Below are 17366 nucleotides of genomic sequence, written 5' to 3' on the forward strand. Positions count from 1 at the left end.
TCAGTTGTCGGTTGTTATTGTCCAATACTTACCTAATCCCAGTCCCCAATTCCTCACACAGGAGTTGTGTCAGCGTAACCTTGCATATTTTCTGGCTCAAACTGACGTAATATCCGGGTTGCTTGGCGAGACAGAGTTTCCGAACCCTGAACTACAATCAAGTATTTACCTGCATTTAAGCGGTTACGGTAGGGTAAAGCATCACCACCACCCACAACTAAGCCAACTCCACCGCCAACAAACACACTACCCATAGCACCACTACCAGCGCCTAAAAGTCCGCCTACAACGTGGTTGCCAATTTCACCTGCCCAAGCAAAGGTATTCAAACCAGTGATGTAACTAAAGGTAAATCCAGCGAAAAAGCCGAATGGTACTAACCAATATGACATTAGCTGTGCTTGTTTTCTGGCTTGGAGATTGGGGTCAATTAAGCCAAACTCATCAGCAGTTTTATAGCCTCTACCTAAAATAGTGCTATTGATACCTTCTTTTTCTAAAGCTAAATAAGCAGCTTCAGCTTGGATGCGATCTGGTAATACGGCAACTAGGTAATTCATTGATAGAAAAATTTGTCTAATAAAAAGTTTTGCCCTAATTACCAGGGTATCAGTCCTTGGGAAGTAAGGAGTAGAGAGTGGGAAAAGTCCTGAGTGCTGACTAAAAACTCCTTCCCCTGCTCCCCCTGCTCCTCTGCTCCTCTGTTCCTCTGCTCCCCACTACTTAAGCGCATCCAAAGGCTCACAAAAGCTATTCACGCCTTGTTTGAGAATATATATCAAAACTGGTGTTGCCAAAATTTTGGGAAATGTGGGCATTGTTTTGAGATGCGCCATCATCTCAGTTATTGAACCGTTAAGCAAATCATTACGAAATTCTTGCTCACAAATAACAGCACGCCACTTTCTAGCCAAAGCATCTAACCATTCGGCGTTGGCTCGTTCTGGTTCTTGTCCGGCTTTGATGGCTAATGTCATCGCCGCATCTTCTAAATCTCCCTCGCAGTCTTCAATTAAGTCCAACGCCTCCATCGCTCCAAGATCATCTGCCAACTGAGAGCGAAACAATGCTATTTCTTGTGATGTAACTTTAGTCATGAGTCAATAATCAGTAGTGCATAGTCAATAGTCCATAGTCCATAGTTTATAGGTTATGGTCAGTCAAGTTTGTAACTCTTGATTTTTGACTGTTGACTACTGACTACTGACTACTGACTACTGACCATTGACTATTGACTAGCTAATGCTCTAGAAGTGACAGCACGCTGTAAATCAGCCAAAGCGCGATTGTAATCTAGAATGGCAGTGATTCTGTTACCCTCAGCCTGTGTTAAATCGTTTTCTGAGTTAATCACATCTGTTTGAGTACCTACACCAGCTTGGAAACGTAACCGTGCTAAACGTAATGCTTCTCTAGCTTGTTCTAGAGCAACATTGGCAGTTTGTACATTCTCTAAGCTTGAGCGTTGGGTGGTAAAGGCTTGTTCTACTTGGAAGCGAACTTGGTCGCGCTGGGTAGCAAATCGAGTTTCTGCGATCGCAATATTACTTTTGGCTTGGGCTGCTCTGGCTCTAGATGCTCCACCATCAAACAAGTTTAAAGTTGCTCTCACCCCAACAGAATAACCATCCGTCAGACCAACACTATCATCAAACCGATCAAGCAGGTTGTAGTTAGCGATGAAGCTGACTTGCGGCCCCAGGTTTGCCAGTGCTTGCCTACGCTGTTGCTCGTTAATGTTCCGTTGTGCCAATTGCTGTTGCAATTCGGGACGATTTTGGTAAGCGAGGATGATGCTTTGCTCTAGAGACTGGTTCCACAGACCTGCTAATTGTACAGGGTCGGCGGCGCTGATATTTACCGACTGTGGCAGGCCTAACACCGTTGCTAGTTGACGACGGGTAGTTTGTTGACGGGAGAGGCTATTAGTTAGCTGTTGGGTGTTATTGGCTAAGTTTACTTGCGATCGCAACACATCAAACCTAGTACCCACCCCAGCCCTTTCTAAAGCTTCCGCATCTCGCAAGCTAGCCTGGGTGTTTTCCACCGCCGACTGAGCAATACGTACTTGTTCATCTGCCTGTTGCAAGTCGTAATATATCCTAGTCACATTCAGACGGATTTCTTCCGACTGACGCTCTACATCCAACTCATTAAAACGCACCTGTTCTTCAGCCTGCTGAATGGCAGCTTTCCGCCTCCCAGAGGTATACAAGTCATAGGATAATTGAGCTTGACCATTGAAGCTTGTACTTGGTTCATCGCTGTTGCCAAGTCCTCCCTGTCTACTAGTAAGTTCATCCTGAAGTTGACCGCCTGCTGATTGGCTGCGGGTGACATCACTACTTAGAGACACATTGGGCAATAAAGCTGCCTGTGCTTCCCGTAAAGCGCCTTGAGTGCGTTCCAGTTCCAACAACGAAACTTGTAAATCCCGATTGTTCCGCCGTGCTAGTTCCAGCGCCTGCGCCAAACTAATCGGCTGATTTTCCTGAAGTGTCACTTCTTCTGGTTTGGTGGGAAATTGCAGAGGATTGGCATTGGGAATGAGATTTTGCGGCACTTGTACAGCACCAGCAGGTACAGGAGTATCTGCTGGTGGCTGGGTATCTGCTGGCGCTAATTCAGTCTGTACAGGAGTATCTGCTGGTAATTGAGTATCTGCTGGCGCTAATTCAGTCTGTACGGGAGTTGAAGCCGGATCGACTGTAGTATTCCCCTGAACTATCTGCTGCTCAGTTAGTTTGGGTAGTTGGCAGGTTTGTGATGAGCAACTACTGATTTCTAAGAGTTTCGCCGCCCCTACATTCCCGGCTTTTGCTTGTAAAACTATTGGTAACTGAGTTTTCAGCTTTTCCCGTGGCGCAGAAGACAGGAAAAAAGTTTGCAGTGTAGATGATGGCGTTGTGGAGGTGGTAGAAACTACTTTTGTTACTAATTCTGCTCTAGAAATCCCTGATTTAATCTGTTTTGGATTTTGAGAAAACCGCTTTTGTTTTAGCCTCTGAGCAAGAGTAAGATTGGATTTGAGATTGAAAGTTTTAACTTTATCTGGTTGAGATTTGTCTTCTCTATGGATACCAGTATTTTCTGTCAAGATTACTGGGTGACTGTGACTACTAGAAAATTGTAAATTTGGTGTAGTCACACCAGAATTGGGACTGATGTCTGGGAAAATCTGAACTGTAGCATTAGGCAGTTGTGTCTGACTGTTGTCTACTAGCAAAGTTTGACTATCTTGATTAGTCACAACACTAGAAGAAGGTACAAGTTGTACACTACTGACTTTCATGGCTTCAGCCACGGCTGGCTGAGTTGTCAATACTGCTGCTGTTACACCAGGTAAGAAACTATAAAATAAGTGTTGTCCTTTCACCGCATCCCCTCACACGAAAATCAATCTGGCGGCAGAAAACTTTTCTTCACCACAGAATATAGCACGATACTAAATTTAAGGAGGAATATAGTACGATACCAAATTTAGGAATCGGAACCCTGTTTTTCTTCAAAACGTTTGACGATGCGAGAAAGTTCCGCTTTTTCGTCAATACTTACGCGGGTAGGAGAGCCACTGACAATTCTTTCGTAGTTACGGAAAGAATCTTGAATTTGTGGCCCGTCTGCCGTGATATTATATTCTCTAATTCCTTTGTCGTGCCAGGAACCTCTCATCTTAAATACGTTAATTGCTCTTGACATTTCCCCACGAATTTCTACGTACTGTAGCATCAGAATTGTATCTGTAATTGTAGAGATGTGGGAGTCAGTAATCGAATGCGATCCCATAAATTGGTCAGTTGTGTTAGTAAAGAAACCTGTAATTTCTTCTTGTTTGGCATAACCTGTCACACCAATCACAAACTGCCGGAAAGCATTATTACTTACGCCTCTGGCTAGTGCTGAGAGTGAATCAATAGCAATTCGAGCTGGTTTGAATACAGCAATTTCTGACTTAATGATCTGTAAATGGTCTTCTAAGCCAGTTGATTCTGGGTATGTACAAATAATCTTGAGTAAACCTTGGCTTTCTAATTCTTCAAAATCAATACCCCATGAATAAGCATTCCGAGAGAGTTGAGCGCGTGATTCTTCATAAGCAAATAATATTGCTCGTTCATTGTTGACGCAGCCATTTTGTAAAAATTTACTCACCAACAGGGTCTTACCTGTACCTGTAGCTCCTGTTGCTAAAATAATTGAATCTTTAAAGAAACCGCCACCACACATTTCATCTAGAGTTTTTACACCAGAAGAAACTCGGACATTAGAAGACCTTTGAGTGAGGCGCATTGCTCCCAATGGGAAAATATTCACACCTTCATTAGTAATTGTGAAAGGATACTCACCTTTCATGTGAGTTGTACCACGCAATTTCAAAATTTCAATGGTGCGACGGCGACGCTCTCCTTCTAAAACGTTGCGGACAATTACCACATTATCGGACACAAATTCTTCCACACCAAAGGAGGCTACTGGCCCATATTCTTCACTGCGTTCAGTGGTAATTATCGTAGTGACATTGAGCTGTTTGAGACGTGCCACTAAGCGAAAAATCTCCCGGCGCACAACTCCCACCGCTTCATACTGCTGAAAGACGGCGGTGATGGAATCAATAGAAACTCTTTTGGCTTTGTATTTACGAATCGCATACTGCAAGCGCTCAATCAATGCGGAAAGGTCGAAGTTCCCTACAATGTCTTGACCTTCCGGGTCGGGAGATGCGTCCAGAATAAATAATTTACCCTCATCTATTAGGCGTTGCAAATTCCAGCCAAAAATATGAGCATTTTTGATAATATCGCTGGGAGATTCTTCAAAAGTTACAAAGACTCCGGCTTCATCAAAAAAGGTAATGCCATTAAAGAGAAACTGTAGAGATAATAAGGTTTTTCCTGTACCAGAGGTTCCACTGACTAGAGTGGTTCTACCAACAGGTAAACCGCCATGACTAATATCGTCAAAGCCTTCGATCATTGTGCGAATTTTTTCTACACCATTACCGGATGTATTTTTTTGTTCCTGTTGCTCTTTCTCACTCATCGCTTGCTAATAATGGGGTGCTATCCCCAATTTTTATATGACTAAAGTTGGTAAATTATTTTTAACACTTAAAGATTAAAGATTATTTTGTGCGTCCCAATCTTCTTCCGTTAGTTCTTCGTACAGTAAATCTAAGCCGATTAGGACTCTTTCCCGATCTGAAAGATCACCAATGATTTTGCGAACTGGTGGCGGCAAAATTTTAGATAATGTTGGTGTGGCTAAGATTTTATCCTCCTCTGCTAGCTGTGGATTCTTTAGCACATCAATTACTTTCAGAGCATAAATACCTTGAAACTCCTGTTCTAAAATATTTTTCAGTGTTTTTAATGCCCTGACTGAGTTAGGTGTGTTTCCTGCTACGTAAAGCTTGAGGACGTATGTCTTTCTGGCTTTATTCATAAAGGTAGACAATGGGAGTAAACATTTTAAGATTAGGAATCTTCATGAATTTTGCAGTCAGTTACATCTCATTTTTGTGACATCAACTTCTACTACTTAAAATTGCTCCTCTATAGGTTTCACAAAGATGAGCAAGAATATCTATAAGAGTTAAGCGATAATCCATTAAAGTTTCATCACTTCTACCCTCTAATCGTAGGTGTTTAGAAAATTCATCAATTAGTTCCATATGAATTTCTATAATTTCTGGCACAGGAATATTAGCACAAAATACTGCATTGATAAATTTATCAATTTTTTCTTTTAGTGCTTTGTCTGTAGTAAAGTAACTTAAAAGAATCTGGCGATAATCTGATTTGAGTTGCTGCAATAATACTTGCCGATCAACTTCTTGAGTCATGTGCTGACAAACCTGCTGTGCTTTTTGCTTTTGGCATATATATAAATGAGGGAATTTAATAGTAAATTTTCCATTAGTCTCTGGTTGTAGCCATTGCTGTAGATGGTAGATTCTTGTACTAGTGGCAGCAACTAGAGCCAAGAGCCATAGGGCAAGATTCCTAGACCACCTGAAAACCCACAGACATCCGCTTAATACTGCGTTAGTAGCTAGCTTTGATGGATGATCTAAATTTTCTTTAACATCTGGTTGGAAAATCAATATTAATAGTAGCATTTACATACTTGTATATTTTTGCAATCACCATAACCCATAGAGGAATCATAGTTAGTGAAAATAATTGGTGTTTTTTAAATTTAGTATGTCATTGCTAAATTATGCTCTGTGTCGAAACATAGAGCTAAAACTATCTACTCAGTCGTCTATGTATATAGTGAATGAGTAAAATGATTACAGGTTGTTAAGCTGCTCGTTGTCAAGAATACCTTAGCCAATTCATGATTTACAAATGTATATCTATCTAAATAGAGATTTCTTATTCTGCTCCCTGATAAGATACTTAAACCAAATTAAAGTATTGTCGCATTCTCAATCATTATAATTCCTCAAGGTTCTAAAGCGAATGTTTAGAGCCATAATTGTCTTAGCTCTCACTATCGATAAAAATTGAACCACCTGTAGAAATCTGGTGTGCTGATCATGCCAGAGTTTAAAGGAGCAAAGGAAAATGTCACCACTCTGAAAACTAATGAATTCAAACAGTAGTGTTCGAGAGAACCAAATCTATTCTTTCGATAGTGTTAAAGCTCTACCAAAATTGCTTATATGAGTCTTCTTAGAGGATATTGCTTCAGGCACTAACATCATCTGCTCCATTGCTGATGGTGGAGCCAGAGGCTTTCATAGGAAGAATGACCCCCAAAGCCTTATGTCAATGTTACATTATCCGCTTTATGAATTTCTAGCAAATGTAACCAGTTGCTTAGAAACAAGTACTCTGGCAATGGTGCTGGAGATTTTTGAGCAAAAACAATGTGATGGGCAAAACCCCGCCTTCGGCGTTGGCGTTCCGCCCAGCGTAGCTGATCGCTTGATGATAGTAAATGAGCAGCAATACCCCATTGGGTTGCTGCACTCTGGAGTGCTGGCACAAAAATTTTTAGCAGCCACAGGGGATGAATTATTTTTAAACTTACAACAGCCACTGTCAACCTTTGCTCAAGCCTTAATTGAACCAATACAGATATTACCAGCCAGCGATACTGTAGAGCAATTAGCTATATTTTGGCGGTATAACCAAGCCAATAACATAGAATCGGCTCTAGTGGATGGGAATGGTAAATTTTTAGGGCTACTCAATAATGTACGCCTGTTGGCGGTATTAGCCAAAGAGCAAAGTCAGAGTACTACCTCTAGCTTAAATAATGTAAATGAGTCTAGTTTTAGGCGATCAGCTACAGTGGGCGGAACGCCATCTCTACGTTCCCTGCGGGACGCTGCGCGAACGCGTAGCGAGTCGGAAACAGAGGCTGCGCAAACGCCTAGAAATAATCAACTCCAACCATTGGTACAGTTATTAGAGCGTCTACCTTGGCCTTTGATGTTGCAAACGAGTACGGGTGAAGTACTCACACAAAATTTAGCTTGGTGGCAACAGTTGGGAGCGTTGAAAGACCCAGAGGGAGTGCGCCAACAAGTTGAAGCAATCTTAGCAGCGACGCGGATCAAACAGCCAGAATACGTTGGACAAAAAACCGTTACGGCATCAAATCATCATAAAGGTTATGAGCAAGTAGGAGAGGAGTTAGCTCAAATACCAGCTACAGGTTTGCTCCCCCTATCACCTTATGAACCAGCCACAAGTGCAAAAACGACCTCCAATCGGTGCTTTTTAGATACGCAAATGGGTACTTGTACCTGTGTTGTCGAAGTGCAGAACGGTCAGGAGCGAGTATGGCAGTTTGCGAAAATTCCTTTAGATAACACTGATTTAAAACTACCCCACACCGATGATTTATGGTTGGTGTTGGCGACTGATGTCACAGAACAACAGCAACTTTGTAAAGAACTGGCGGCGAAAAATGCCGACCTCATTCAATTAAATCGCCTCAAAGATGAATTTTTAGCTTGTATAAGTCATGAATTGAAGACACCTTTAACGGCAGTTTTGGGCTTATCGCGGTTGCTAGTAGATCAGCAATTGGGAGAACTCAACGAACGTCAAGCGCGTTATGCGGGGTTAATTCATCAAAGCGGTCGCCACCTGATGAGTGTGGTGAATGACATTTTGGACTTAACTCGGATGGAAACAGGTCAAATGGAACTGACCCCAGTCCCAGTTAGCATTCGCTCTGTGTGCGATCGCGCGCTCTTGGAAGCCAAAGCGATCCATAATCAAACTAGCAAAACCTCTGGCACACAAGCTACCCGCCCATCTACCCCTGAATTTACTCTATCAATTGAACTGGACTTAGACCAGATCGTGGCAGATGAATTGCGCTTGCGCCAAATGCTGGTTCACCTATTGTCTAACGCTTTCAAATTTACAGAAATAGCCGGCGAAATTGGTTTGCGAGTGAGTCATTGGGAAGGATGGATTGCCTTTACAGTTTGGGATACAGGTATTGGTATTCCCGAACATCAACAACATCTCATCTTTCAAAAGTTTCAACAATTAGAAAATCCCCTCACCCGTCAATTTGAAGGTACAGGTTTAGGATTGGTCTTGACTAGGGCTTTAGCTCGTCTCCACGGTGGTGATGTGAGCTTTTTGTCACGGGAAGGCAAAGGTAGTCAATTTACCCTACTTTTACCACCTAGTCCACCAAGTACTGGTTTTACTGAGTCAGAGGTGGGAATAGAAGATGTCCCCGCACCAAACACCAACCTAAGAAATCGGGTAACAAATACTGGGCAAAACCACACTATCAGCTGCCAAAGGTTAGTTCTAGTCGTCGAAGCAGTAGCCCGATATATTGAAGAGTTGACCGACCAACTCAAAAGTTTAGGTTATCGAGTAGTAATTGCTCGCTCAGGAACAGAAGCTGTAGAAAAAGCCCGACGATTACAGCCGAAAGCGATTTTTGTCAATCCCCTGTTACCTCTGCTATCGGGTTGGGATGTACTAACCTTGCTGAAATCTGATAGTGCAACTCACCACATCCCTGTAATTGTCACTGCCACAGGAGCCGAAAAAGATATAGCATTTACTAATCGAGCTGATGGTTTTTTAAGCTTGCCAGTAGAGCAGCCATCCCTGACACCATTATTAGAAAAGTTATGTGGCAAAGCAAAGGTGCAGTCACCAGGTTCAGATACTAGTGAAAAGACTCAAGCCAAAAAAACACTGCGGATTCTCAGATTAGTCGATGCTGAATTGGAATCCATCAATCCCCATCCTTCACTACAAGAACATCGTGTCATTGAAGTAGATGACCTAGACCAAGCAGAACTTTTGGCAAGGGTTTGGCAATTTGATGTAATTTTATTGGATGTAGAAACCTCTTTAGCCCAAATCTACCTACAAGAATTAACTCAGCATCCCCGATTGGCAGCTTTACCATTAGTGACTTGTGATGTAGAAACTACTTTGGCTGCTTCCCAAATTCCTGGTCTTTCTGTGTTTCCTTGTTTAATACCTTTCGGTAAAAACCACAACAGTGAGCCACAACAAGGCAAAATAGATCCTCTGCTATCAGTACTCCAAATTGCTTCTGGTATTTGCTATCCACCAAGTATCTTTGTCGTAGATTTAGCCATGCTAGAGGATCTACCACAAACTAGACGCAAACTAGCCAAGAGTTATGCTACAGAGAAAAAAGCCGCACTCGCTGGGAAAGTTGCGAAACGGGGAACTGAATGGTTCCAAGCTTTAGTTCAGTACTTACAAACAGCTGGGTTAAAAGCAACAATGGCGCGTTGTTGGGCAGAAGTATTACAACAAATGCGTCACCACAGCGTAGATTTATTGCTGATTTGTTTAGGAGAGTCAGCTATTCATCCAGAAGTGGTGAAAGCATTGCAAGCCTTAGAAGATTTACCATTCGATTTGCCGCCAATTTTAGTCATTGACCAACAATTAAGTCGGACTCAACTTAGTTCTCGCAGTAAGCCAAGTCTTAGCAAAAAGCATGAATCGGCATCCATCACGGCAGTTGTACAAGCGATCGCCACCCAAATTGTACCTCGATCTATTTCAATGGAAGACTTGTTAACTCAGATTCATCAGAATTTGAGGTTTAATGAATAGTAAATTGGTGATGGGTAAACTGTAAGTATTTTTGTCTGAATTAATTATCGAATTACTTAAGCGACACCAACTAGGGAATTAAAGAACAATTCTTGCTGACGCATTTCCCAGTTGAGGGTAGTGTAGACAATTTGGTCTAGGTTATTATACTTTGGTTGCCAACCGAGTACTTGCCGGATTTTATCGCCACAAGCAGTCACACAAACAGGATCACCCGCCCGGCGCTCTGCTTCAATTACCGGAAAATCTACGCCAGAAATTACCTTCACCCGTTCGATGACTTGACGGACACTGTAGCCTTGTCCATAACCACAGTTGAGAATTTGGCTTTCCTTACCTTGCTGTAGATAGGCTAAAGCATCCAAATGTGCTGTTGCTAGGTCTTCTACATGAATGTAGTCTCTAATGGCCGTTCCATCTGGCGTGGGAAAATCTGTACCAAAAATTTTTACTCCCAATCTGCGTTTGAGTGCAGCGTCACAGGTGACACGAATTAAATGAGATGCGTCTTTTGTCATCTGTCCCAATCGCCCACCAGGTTCAGCCCCGGCAACATTAAAGTAACGTAGAATTACGTACCGCAGATCAGAAGCCTTGGCGTAGTCACGAATTAACCATTCACAAGAAAGTTTTGTTCGTCCATAGGGGTTAATCGGTTCAGTTGGTGTGGCTTCAGTCACTGGGCTAGCTTCTGGTTGTCCATAGACTGCGGCTGTACTGGAAAAGATGATTTGATTCACACCTACATCGTTGCAACAACGGAGTAAATTCAGGGTGTTGCGGGTGTTGTTGGCGTAGTAGTCTAGGGGACGAGCCACAGATTCAGGGACATTCAGGCTGGCGGCGAAGTGTAACACTGCGGCAAATTCATGTTGGCGAAAGACTTGGGAAAGAGATTCAGAATCTTTTAAATCACCAATAATTAACTCACCATGTAGTACGGCTTGGGGTGAACCTGTAGAGCAGTTGTCATACACCACAACATCGTAGCCTGCTTCGCCCAACTGACGAACTACATGAGAGCCAATGTAGCCTGCACCACCAGTAACTAAAACTTTTTGATTCATCTACCTTTACCTAGTAATACTACTCGAATGGTCTTCAGTGCGATCGCTAAATCCAAAGCTAGAGAATAATTTTTGATGTAGTAGAGGTCATAAGCTAACTTTTCGTAAGCATCTTCTACGGATGCACCGTAGGGATACATCACCTGCGCCCAGCCTGTAATTCCTGGTTTGACTACATAACGCAAGTCATAGTAGGGAATTTCTTGGCGCAATTTGACATCAAATTCTGGTCTTTCTGGACGGGGGCCAATCAGGCTCATTTCTCCCCAAAGAACGTTTAATATTTGGGGTAATTCATCGATTCTTGTTATGCGTAACCAGCGCCCTACTCTAGTAATTCGCGGGTCTTGTTTATCTGCCCACTGCACCCCTCGTTTTTCGGCATCTTGATACATGGAGCGAAATTTATAAACTTTAAAAGGTTTGCCTTCCAAACCAGTCCGTATTTGGGCATAGAATACTGGGCCGGGACTATCTAACTTAATTGCTAGGGCTGCCAGTAACATCAAGGGAGATAAGAAGACAAATAAACAGCAACTCAGAATCATGTCTACTAGGCGCTTGAGCTTTTGGCTAATGCTGTCAGCCGTTAAATTGAACCCTGCACCAAAAGCCAGCCAGTTATCTTGAAGCAGAGATGAGGGGAGTTTGTACCACAAGGTTTCACAAATATCGGGAAGACCGTAGATGGAGACACCAGATAAGCGTAACTGCATCAACTGCTGCATTTGGACATCAGATAATTCTGTTGGAGTTGCTACTACTACCCCTGACCAAGCTTGTTGGCTCCATTCGGTTAATTCATGAAGATTCCCTACAGAAACTCGATGATTTTCTGTTAACTCATTAGTGTTCTGTTCTCCCGTTGTCAGAAAAATCAAGCGCCCTAAGGAACTGCGTTCCAGAAAAGTTTTGCCAAAGAGAATGGCTTTTTGACCTGCGCCTAAGATTAGCCAACGACTGTGTTGAGCTTGTGATTTTGCCCACTGTGCCGCCCCTATTCTGGATGCCATAGCCCAGATGGTAAATAACCCTAAGCTGGGAAGCAAAATTCCCCGTTTCAAAAGTAGGTCTTTTGCCCAAATACCAGAACAATAAATCAGGGCTGCAATGATAGCAGCCACTACAAAATTACTAATCAAAATCCGGGCTGGAGCGCGTAAACCTGCTATTTGGGTATCTGGATGGTAAGTATCTGCTAAATACAAACCTGTGAGAACTAGGAAGAAAAATACATAAATTAAAGGGTCAAAACCATTCAAATTTTGACCCAATCGCAACCATAAACAGATGGAAAAACTCAACAATAAACCCAAAATATCCCCTAATAACAGTAATACGCAGAGGATGTTACGAGTTTGAAGTGAATCATTGATTTTTTTACCAGCAGCAAGAGTAATAACCATGTTTGTAGGTTACTAAAAGTTTCCAAGATTACGGGATATATATGACAAGATGAGATGCAGTAAATAATTACCCTGAAACTATTAGTATTCAATTTCAAAAAGATTGAAAATTAGTCAGTATACTGAAGATGATAAATCGAAAATAAATAGCGTGATTCTAATACCCAAAAAGTGAATCTTTGTAAATTTTTCAAAAAATAGTCCATTTTTTTGAAAGTAACTTACTAACTGTTTATTTTTAATCCTAGTGGTGGCAGTATAGCCATGTGGATATTACGTAAATATTGGATTTTATTTAATAGATTCTTCAATAAATTATTTTAAAAAAATATAAAAAATAATAACGGTTATGTTGTGGGCTGACGCACCTTAGATTGTTGGTGGTGTATCGCGCAGCGCAACACACCCTACACTCAATTTGTCTTTATATAGTTATAAATATTCGCGCCTCGCTACTTCTATATAAATAAGCTCTAAATGAATTGACCTACAAATAACAGTGAAAATACGTAGGCTTTTTTGAATAAAAGGCTTCATAATCTTTTATTAAATCTTTGTCGATTCACTCAAAATCAGGTTGCACTCTATCAGTATCAGTTATTCGGACAATAAAGTTGGCTCGTAGTCAGGGCTACCCTGTGGGAACGCTACGCGAATAGTCCTAAAAAAGGGCTAAAGCCATGACTACAAACTTTTGATTGTTTATTTGTTAAACCGTTCTACTTAGTAGTATCAATATTTAGGGTATTATCTGAAACTATGCCTTCTAATCAAGACGATCAAGACCTGATTAATTTCCAACAGTATTGGCTGACTGTCAAAAGACGCTGGTTCCTGATAGCAACCATTATGGGGTCTGTCTTTGGAGTTACAGGATTAGTTACTTTTAGTCAAAAACCAATTTACGAAGCCGAGGGTAAACTTCTTTTCAATAAGCAAAGTGGCGTTTCTTCCCTGACAGGCGTAAGTGAGCAACTGGGACAACTCAGTGGGGTGACAAATTCCTCAAACCCTTTGGAAACTGAAGCAGAAATCATTCGCTCCCATCCCATCACTCAAAAAACTATTGCTGATTTACAGCTTCAGGATAAGCACGGACAACCTTTAGAAATAGATGATTTTCTGCGTAACTTGAAAATTAAAAGTGTCCGAGGGACGGATATTTTACAGTTATCTTATCGTAGTGTTGATCCTGAACAAGCAACAGCGATCGTTAATAGATTGATGAGTGCTTATCTGGAAAGCAATGTCCGGGTTAACCGTTCCGAGGCTACAGCTGCACGGGAATTTTTAAACAAGCAATTACCTCTAGTTGAGGAGAAAGTCACAGAGGCGGAAGCAGCACTGCGTCGGTTTAAAGAAAAATATGAGGTTGTTTCTCTAGAAGAAGAAGCCATACAAGGAGTCAAGAGGCTGAATGAATTATCCGGCCAGATGACTCAACTACGCGCACAGTTGGTTGATGCTAGAACTCGTTCTGGTGCTTTGCAAAATCAATTGGCTTTGAACACAAAGCAAGCTATGGCACTTAGTACCTTAAGTCAATCCAGAGCAGTCCAACAAGTGCTATCAGAATATCAGAAGGTTCAAGACCAGTTAGCTGTGGAAAGGTCACGATTTACTGATGAACACCCAGTTATTGCCAGTTTGTTAAGTAAAGAAGAAGCTCTGAAAGCACAGCTAGAAGGGAGAGTTAGCAAAACTCTTGGTAGTTTACAACCTGTTCCAGAGCAAGATTTACAAATAGGAGAACTCAAGCAGACTCTCACAGCTAATTTGGTACAGGTGGAAATAGAACGGTTGGGGTTAGAAAATCAAGTTGGTGTATTGATGAAGGCCTTTGCACTTTATCAAGCACGTCTCAGAACCATTCCCAAACTGGAACAACAACAGTTACAGCTAAAGCGACAGCTACAGATTGCCCAAACCACCTACGAACAAATGCTCAAACGATTGCAAGATGTCGAGGTGGTGGAAAATCAGAATGTGGGTAATGCCAGAATTATATCTGAAGCTTTACTGCCAAAAAGCCCTGTTTCTCCTCGTATCCTGTTGAATTTGGCACTAGGAGGATTTTTAGGATTTTTCTTAGCTATTGGCGCAGCTTTGTTGCTAGAAGCTGGAGACAAGTCTGTGAAGACATTAGAAGAAGCCCAACAGTTGTTGGATTATCCTTTGTTGGGTACAATTCCAGTTTTTGATCAAAAAGCTAGGCTGGCTGGTGGTGAGAGTATTACCGAATTACCTGTACTCAATAACCCTTATTCTTCAGTTAATGCAGCCTTTGAAATGCTCCAGATTAACCTGGGGTTCACTTTTTCTGATAAGGAACTGAAGGTAATCGTAGTTAGTAGTTCTGTGATGAATGAGGGTAAATCTTTTATCGCTGCTAATTTAGCGGTAGCAACTGCCCAGATGGGAAAACGGGTGCTATTGATTGATGCAGATATGCGTCGCCCACGTCAGCATGAAATGTGGAAACAACCCAACATGATGGGGTTAAGTAATGTGTTAGTGGGGCAAGCTACGTTAGCTGACGTTGCGAAGGAAGTGGTGGTCAATCTAGAATTGCTGACTGCTGGGACTATACCGCCTAACCCGGCTGCACTACTGGATTCACAGCGTATGAATGGGTTGCTGAAACAAGCTGCTGAAGAATATGATTGCATAATTATCGATACTCCGCCATTAAGTGTTTTAGCGGATGCTTCGATAGTAGGCAAGATGGCGGATGGAATGCTATTGGTTGTACGTCCTGGTGTGGTTAATTCGGCTGCGGCTAAGACTACAAAGACATTACTTGAGCATTCCCGTGTGCCTGTGTTGGGAATGGTGGTGAATTGTGTGGCTACTGATAGTAATGACTATAGTTACTACTACTCCCATACAAATACTGGGGAAAATAATTCTGGTAACAAAAATAGGATTAAGTCCAATTTAAGTAGGATCACTGGATTAAGACTGCTTTAACTGGTAACTAATTTGGATAAATCAGTGTTTTTTCTGAGGTTATTCAAGATATAGCTTGGGTAAAGTTATGGGCGAAAGATGAAGTTAATAAAGTTGATTTAGATGCCTAATATAGGACTAGTATTTGATTTTTGAAATACACGCAGGTGTGCTATGCCATAAGCTAACCCACCTTATCCTAAAGCTGTTGGTGTGTTAGGCGTAAGCCATAACGCACCCTACGCGCAAAACATCTCACAAGTTTATTAACTGCATTTAATCCTCTTATCCACGGCAAGGCTAAGTTTACATAATTCAACTTTTGCAAAAGTTTATAGTCTAGGGTTGGCTATATCTGCCTTCTGGCACTGATATAAACAATAGCTATGGCTTGGCTTTAGATTGTTTTATTACCAGGGAAAGCATATCAACCTTTCTAGATAAGCCATTGTTAGCTAAATTTAGTCTTTTTTAGATAGTTGAGCTAGATGTTAGACAAATATAAAACTCAGCTTTTATGTTCATTTCGTCACAAGTTTGGCTCTGGAAAGTTAGCGGTTATTCAAAATATAGCTTGGCTATTCATTGACCGCATTCTTCGCATGGGTTTTGGGTTAGTTGTAGGTGTTTGGATTGCTCGTTATTTAGGAGTGCAACAGTTTGGTCTTTTTAACTATGCCACTGCTTTTGTAGCACTATTCAATCCGTTGACGACTCTAGGGCTAGATAACTTGGTTATACGTTCTATTGTGCGTGAACCTGAAGCTAGAGACCAAATTTTAGGGACAACTTTTTTGCTCAAGTTAGCTGGTGGAATAGGATGCGTATTGTTAGCATTTAGCTCTATTTTTGTCTTGCGTCAAAATGACCAGTTGACTATTGGGTTAGTAAGCATTTTGGCAATGGCAGGAATTTTTCACGCTTTTGACACAATTGATATTTGGTTTCAGTCTCAAGTGCAGTCTAAATATACTGTGGTTGCTAAAAACACGGCATTCATTGTCATGGCACTACTAAAAATTGCTTTGATTAAAATACAGGCACCATTACTTGCTTTTGCTTGGGCTGGATTAGCAGAAATTGGATTGGGTGCAGCAGGTTTAATACTTGTTTACAAAGTTAAAGGTTACTCACTGGAGTTATGGTGTTGGAGCCTTCCACTTGCTAAGACTCTCCTTAAGGAAAGTTGGCCTTTAATATTATCTAGTTTAAGCATCATGATTTACATGAGAATAGACCAGATTATGTTGGGAGAAATGGTTGGCTCTAGTGCTGTAGGCCTTTATTCATCTGCTGCCCGCATTTCTGAAGTTTGGTATTTTATCCCTATGACCATCAGTTCTTCTATTGCTCCTTCAATTTTTGCAGCTAAAGAAGTAAATGAAGAACTTTACTATCAACGAATCAAGAAATTAGTTGGTGTTTTGGCATTGATTTCGATTGTGATTACTATACCAATATCATTATTTTCCGAAAACATAATTACCATATTATTTGGTCAAGATTATGCCGAAGCAGGCTCTATATTAACAATTCATGTTTGGGCTTCTTTATTTATTTTTATGGGAGTGGGCATATCAACTTGGTTCGTTGCAGAAGGATTAACTAACTTTGCGCTACGTAGAAGCCTAATTGGGGTGGCTGCCAATGTATTATTGAATTTATTATTAATTCCTAAATATGGTGGAATTGGTGCCGCTATTGCCACCGTAGTTTCTTATGCAGTAGCTTCAGTTTTTGCTAACGCTACCCATAAAATAACAAGAAAGATATTCATTATACAAATAGAATCATTGCTAGATTTAATTAAATATTTTAATTTATGGGTAAAAAATATTTTATTTATAAAATAA

General features: G+C 41.3%; 11 protein-coding genes. 3 read left to right on the plus strand and 8 right to left on the minus strand.

The genetic code is table 11. From position 1 onward, the window contains the following. Positions 1-53: 53 nt before the first annotated feature. From H6G18_RS04800 to H6G18_RS04825, 6 genes are all read right to left on the minus strand, one after another. Positions 54-560, minus strand: a complete 507-nt coding sequence (locus H6G18_RS04800) for a hypothetical protein (RefSeq protein ID WP_190405945.1) — start codon at positions 558-560, stop codon at positions 54-56. 159 nt (positions 561-719) lie between these two features. Further along, the gene (locus H6G18_RS04805; protein ID WP_190405946.1) at positions 720-1097 is read right to left on the minus strand and encodes a hypothetical protein; all 378 of its coding nucleotides are present in this window, start codon (positions 1095-1097) and stop codon (positions 720-722) included. 131 nt (positions 1098-1228) lie between these two features. Next, a complete protein-coding gene (locus H6G18_RS04810) occupies positions 1229-3376 on the minus strand; it encodes a TolC family protein (RefSeq protein WP_190405947.1) in 2148 nt (715 codons plus the stop codon). Between the two features lie 104 nt (positions 3377-3480). After that, on the minus strand, positions 3481-5040 hold the full coding sequence (gene kaiC, locus H6G18_RS04815) for a circadian clock protein KaiC (protein WP_190405948.1): 1560 nt from the start codon (positions 5038-5040) through the stop codon (positions 3481-3483). Between the two features lie 75 nt (positions 5041-5115). Next, positions 5116-5442 (minus strand): circadian clock protein KaiB, encoded by a 327-nt coding sequence (kaiB, locus tag H6G18_RS04820; protein WP_190405949.1) that lies wholly within the window; start codon positions 5440-5442, stop codon positions 5116-5118. Positions 5443-5524: 82 nt separating this feature from the next. Next, entirely contained in the window at positions 5525-6118 is a 594-nt protein-coding gene (locus H6G18_RS04825; protein ID WP_190405950.1) for a KaiA family protein, read from the minus strand. Positions 6119-6770: 652 nt separating this feature from the next. On the opposite strand from H6G18_RS04825, the gene H6G18_RS04830 reads away from it, so the two are divergent. Next, positions 6771-10091, plus strand: coding sequence for an ATP-binding response regulator (locus tag H6G18_RS04830; RefSeq protein ID WP_190405951.1), 3321 nt, complete (start codon positions 6771-6773; stop codon positions 10089-10091). Between the two features lie 56 nt (positions 10092-10147). Here H6G18_RS04830 and galE read toward each other — a convergent pair whose 3' ends face one another. After that, the gene (gene galE / locus H6G18_RS04835; RefSeq protein ID WP_190405952.1) at positions 10148-11158 is read right to left on the minus strand and encodes a UDP-glucose 4-epimerase GalE; all 1011 of its coding nucleotides are present in this window, start codon (positions 11156-11158) and stop codon (positions 10148-10150) included. Then, complete coding sequence (locus H6G18_RS04840) at positions 11155-12564, minus strand: sugar transferase (RefSeq protein ID WP_190405953.1); 1410 nt, start codon at positions 12562-12564, stop codon at positions 11155-11157. Before H6G18_RS04840 ends, galE begins: the two co-directional genes overlap by 4 nt. 759 nt (positions 12565-13323) lie before the next feature. Between H6G18_RS04840 and H6G18_RS04845 the strand changes: the two genes are divergently transcribed. Both H6G18_RS04845 and H6G18_RS04850 read left to right on the plus strand, forming a co-directional pair. After that, complete coding sequence (locus H6G18_RS04845; RefSeq protein WP_190405954.1) at positions 13324-15534, plus strand: GumC family protein; 2211 nt, start codon at positions 13324-13326, stop codon at positions 15532-15534. Between the two features lie 467 nt (positions 15535-16001). Then, positions 16002-17366 (plus strand): flippase, encoded by a 1365-nt coding sequence (locus H6G18_RS04850; RefSeq protein WP_190405955.1) that lies wholly within the window; start codon positions 16002-16004, stop codon positions 17364-17366.

Origin of the sequence: Anabaena subtropica FACHB-260 (assembly GCF_014697105.1) — a bacterium.
GTDB classification, from domain to species: Bacteria; Cyanobacteriota; Cyanobacteriia; order Cyanobacteriales; family Nostocaceae; genus Trichormus; species Trichormus subtropicus.

Bases quoted from the DNA above. Each gene is read 5' to 3' on its own strand.
- galE (WP_190405952.1), bottom strand. From the start codon at position 11,158: ATGAATCAAAAAGTTTTAGTTACTGGTGGTGCAGGCTACATTGGCTCT.
- kaiC (WP_190405948.1), bottom strand. From the start codon at position 5,040: ATGAGTGAGAAAGAGCAACAGGAACAAAAAAATACATCCGGTAATGGT.
- H6G18_RS04850 (WP_190405955.1), top strand. From the start codon at position 16,002: ATGTTAGACAAATATAAAACTCAGCTTTTATGTTCATTTCGTCACAAG.
- H6G18_RS04805 (WP_190405946.1), bottom strand. From the start codon at position 1,097: ATGACTAAAGTTACATCACAAGAAATAGCATTGTTTCGCTCTCAGTTG.
- H6G18_RS04830 (WP_190405951.1), top strand. From the start codon at position 6,771: ATGTCAATGTTACATTATCCGCTTTATGAATTTCTAGCAAATGTAACC.
- H6G18_RS04840 (WP_190405953.1), bottom strand. From the start codon at position 12,564: ATGGTTATTACTCTTGCTGCTGGTAAAAAAATCAATGATTCACTTCAA.
- H6G18_RS04800 (WP_190405945.1), bottom strand. From the start codon at position 560: ATGAATTACCTAGTTGCCGTATTACCAGATCGCATCCAAGCTGAAGCT.
- H6G18_RS04845 (WP_190405954.1), top strand. From the start codon at position 13,324: ATGCCTTCTAATCAAGACGATCAAGACCTGATTAATTTCCAACAGTAT.
- H6G18_RS04825 (WP_190405950.1), bottom strand. From the start codon at position 6,118: ATGCTACTATTAATATTGATTTTCCAACCAGATGTTAAAGAAAATTTA.
- kaiB (WP_190405949.1), bottom strand. From the start codon at position 5,442: ATGAATAAAGCCAGAAAGACATACGTCCTCAAGCTTTACGTAGCAGGA.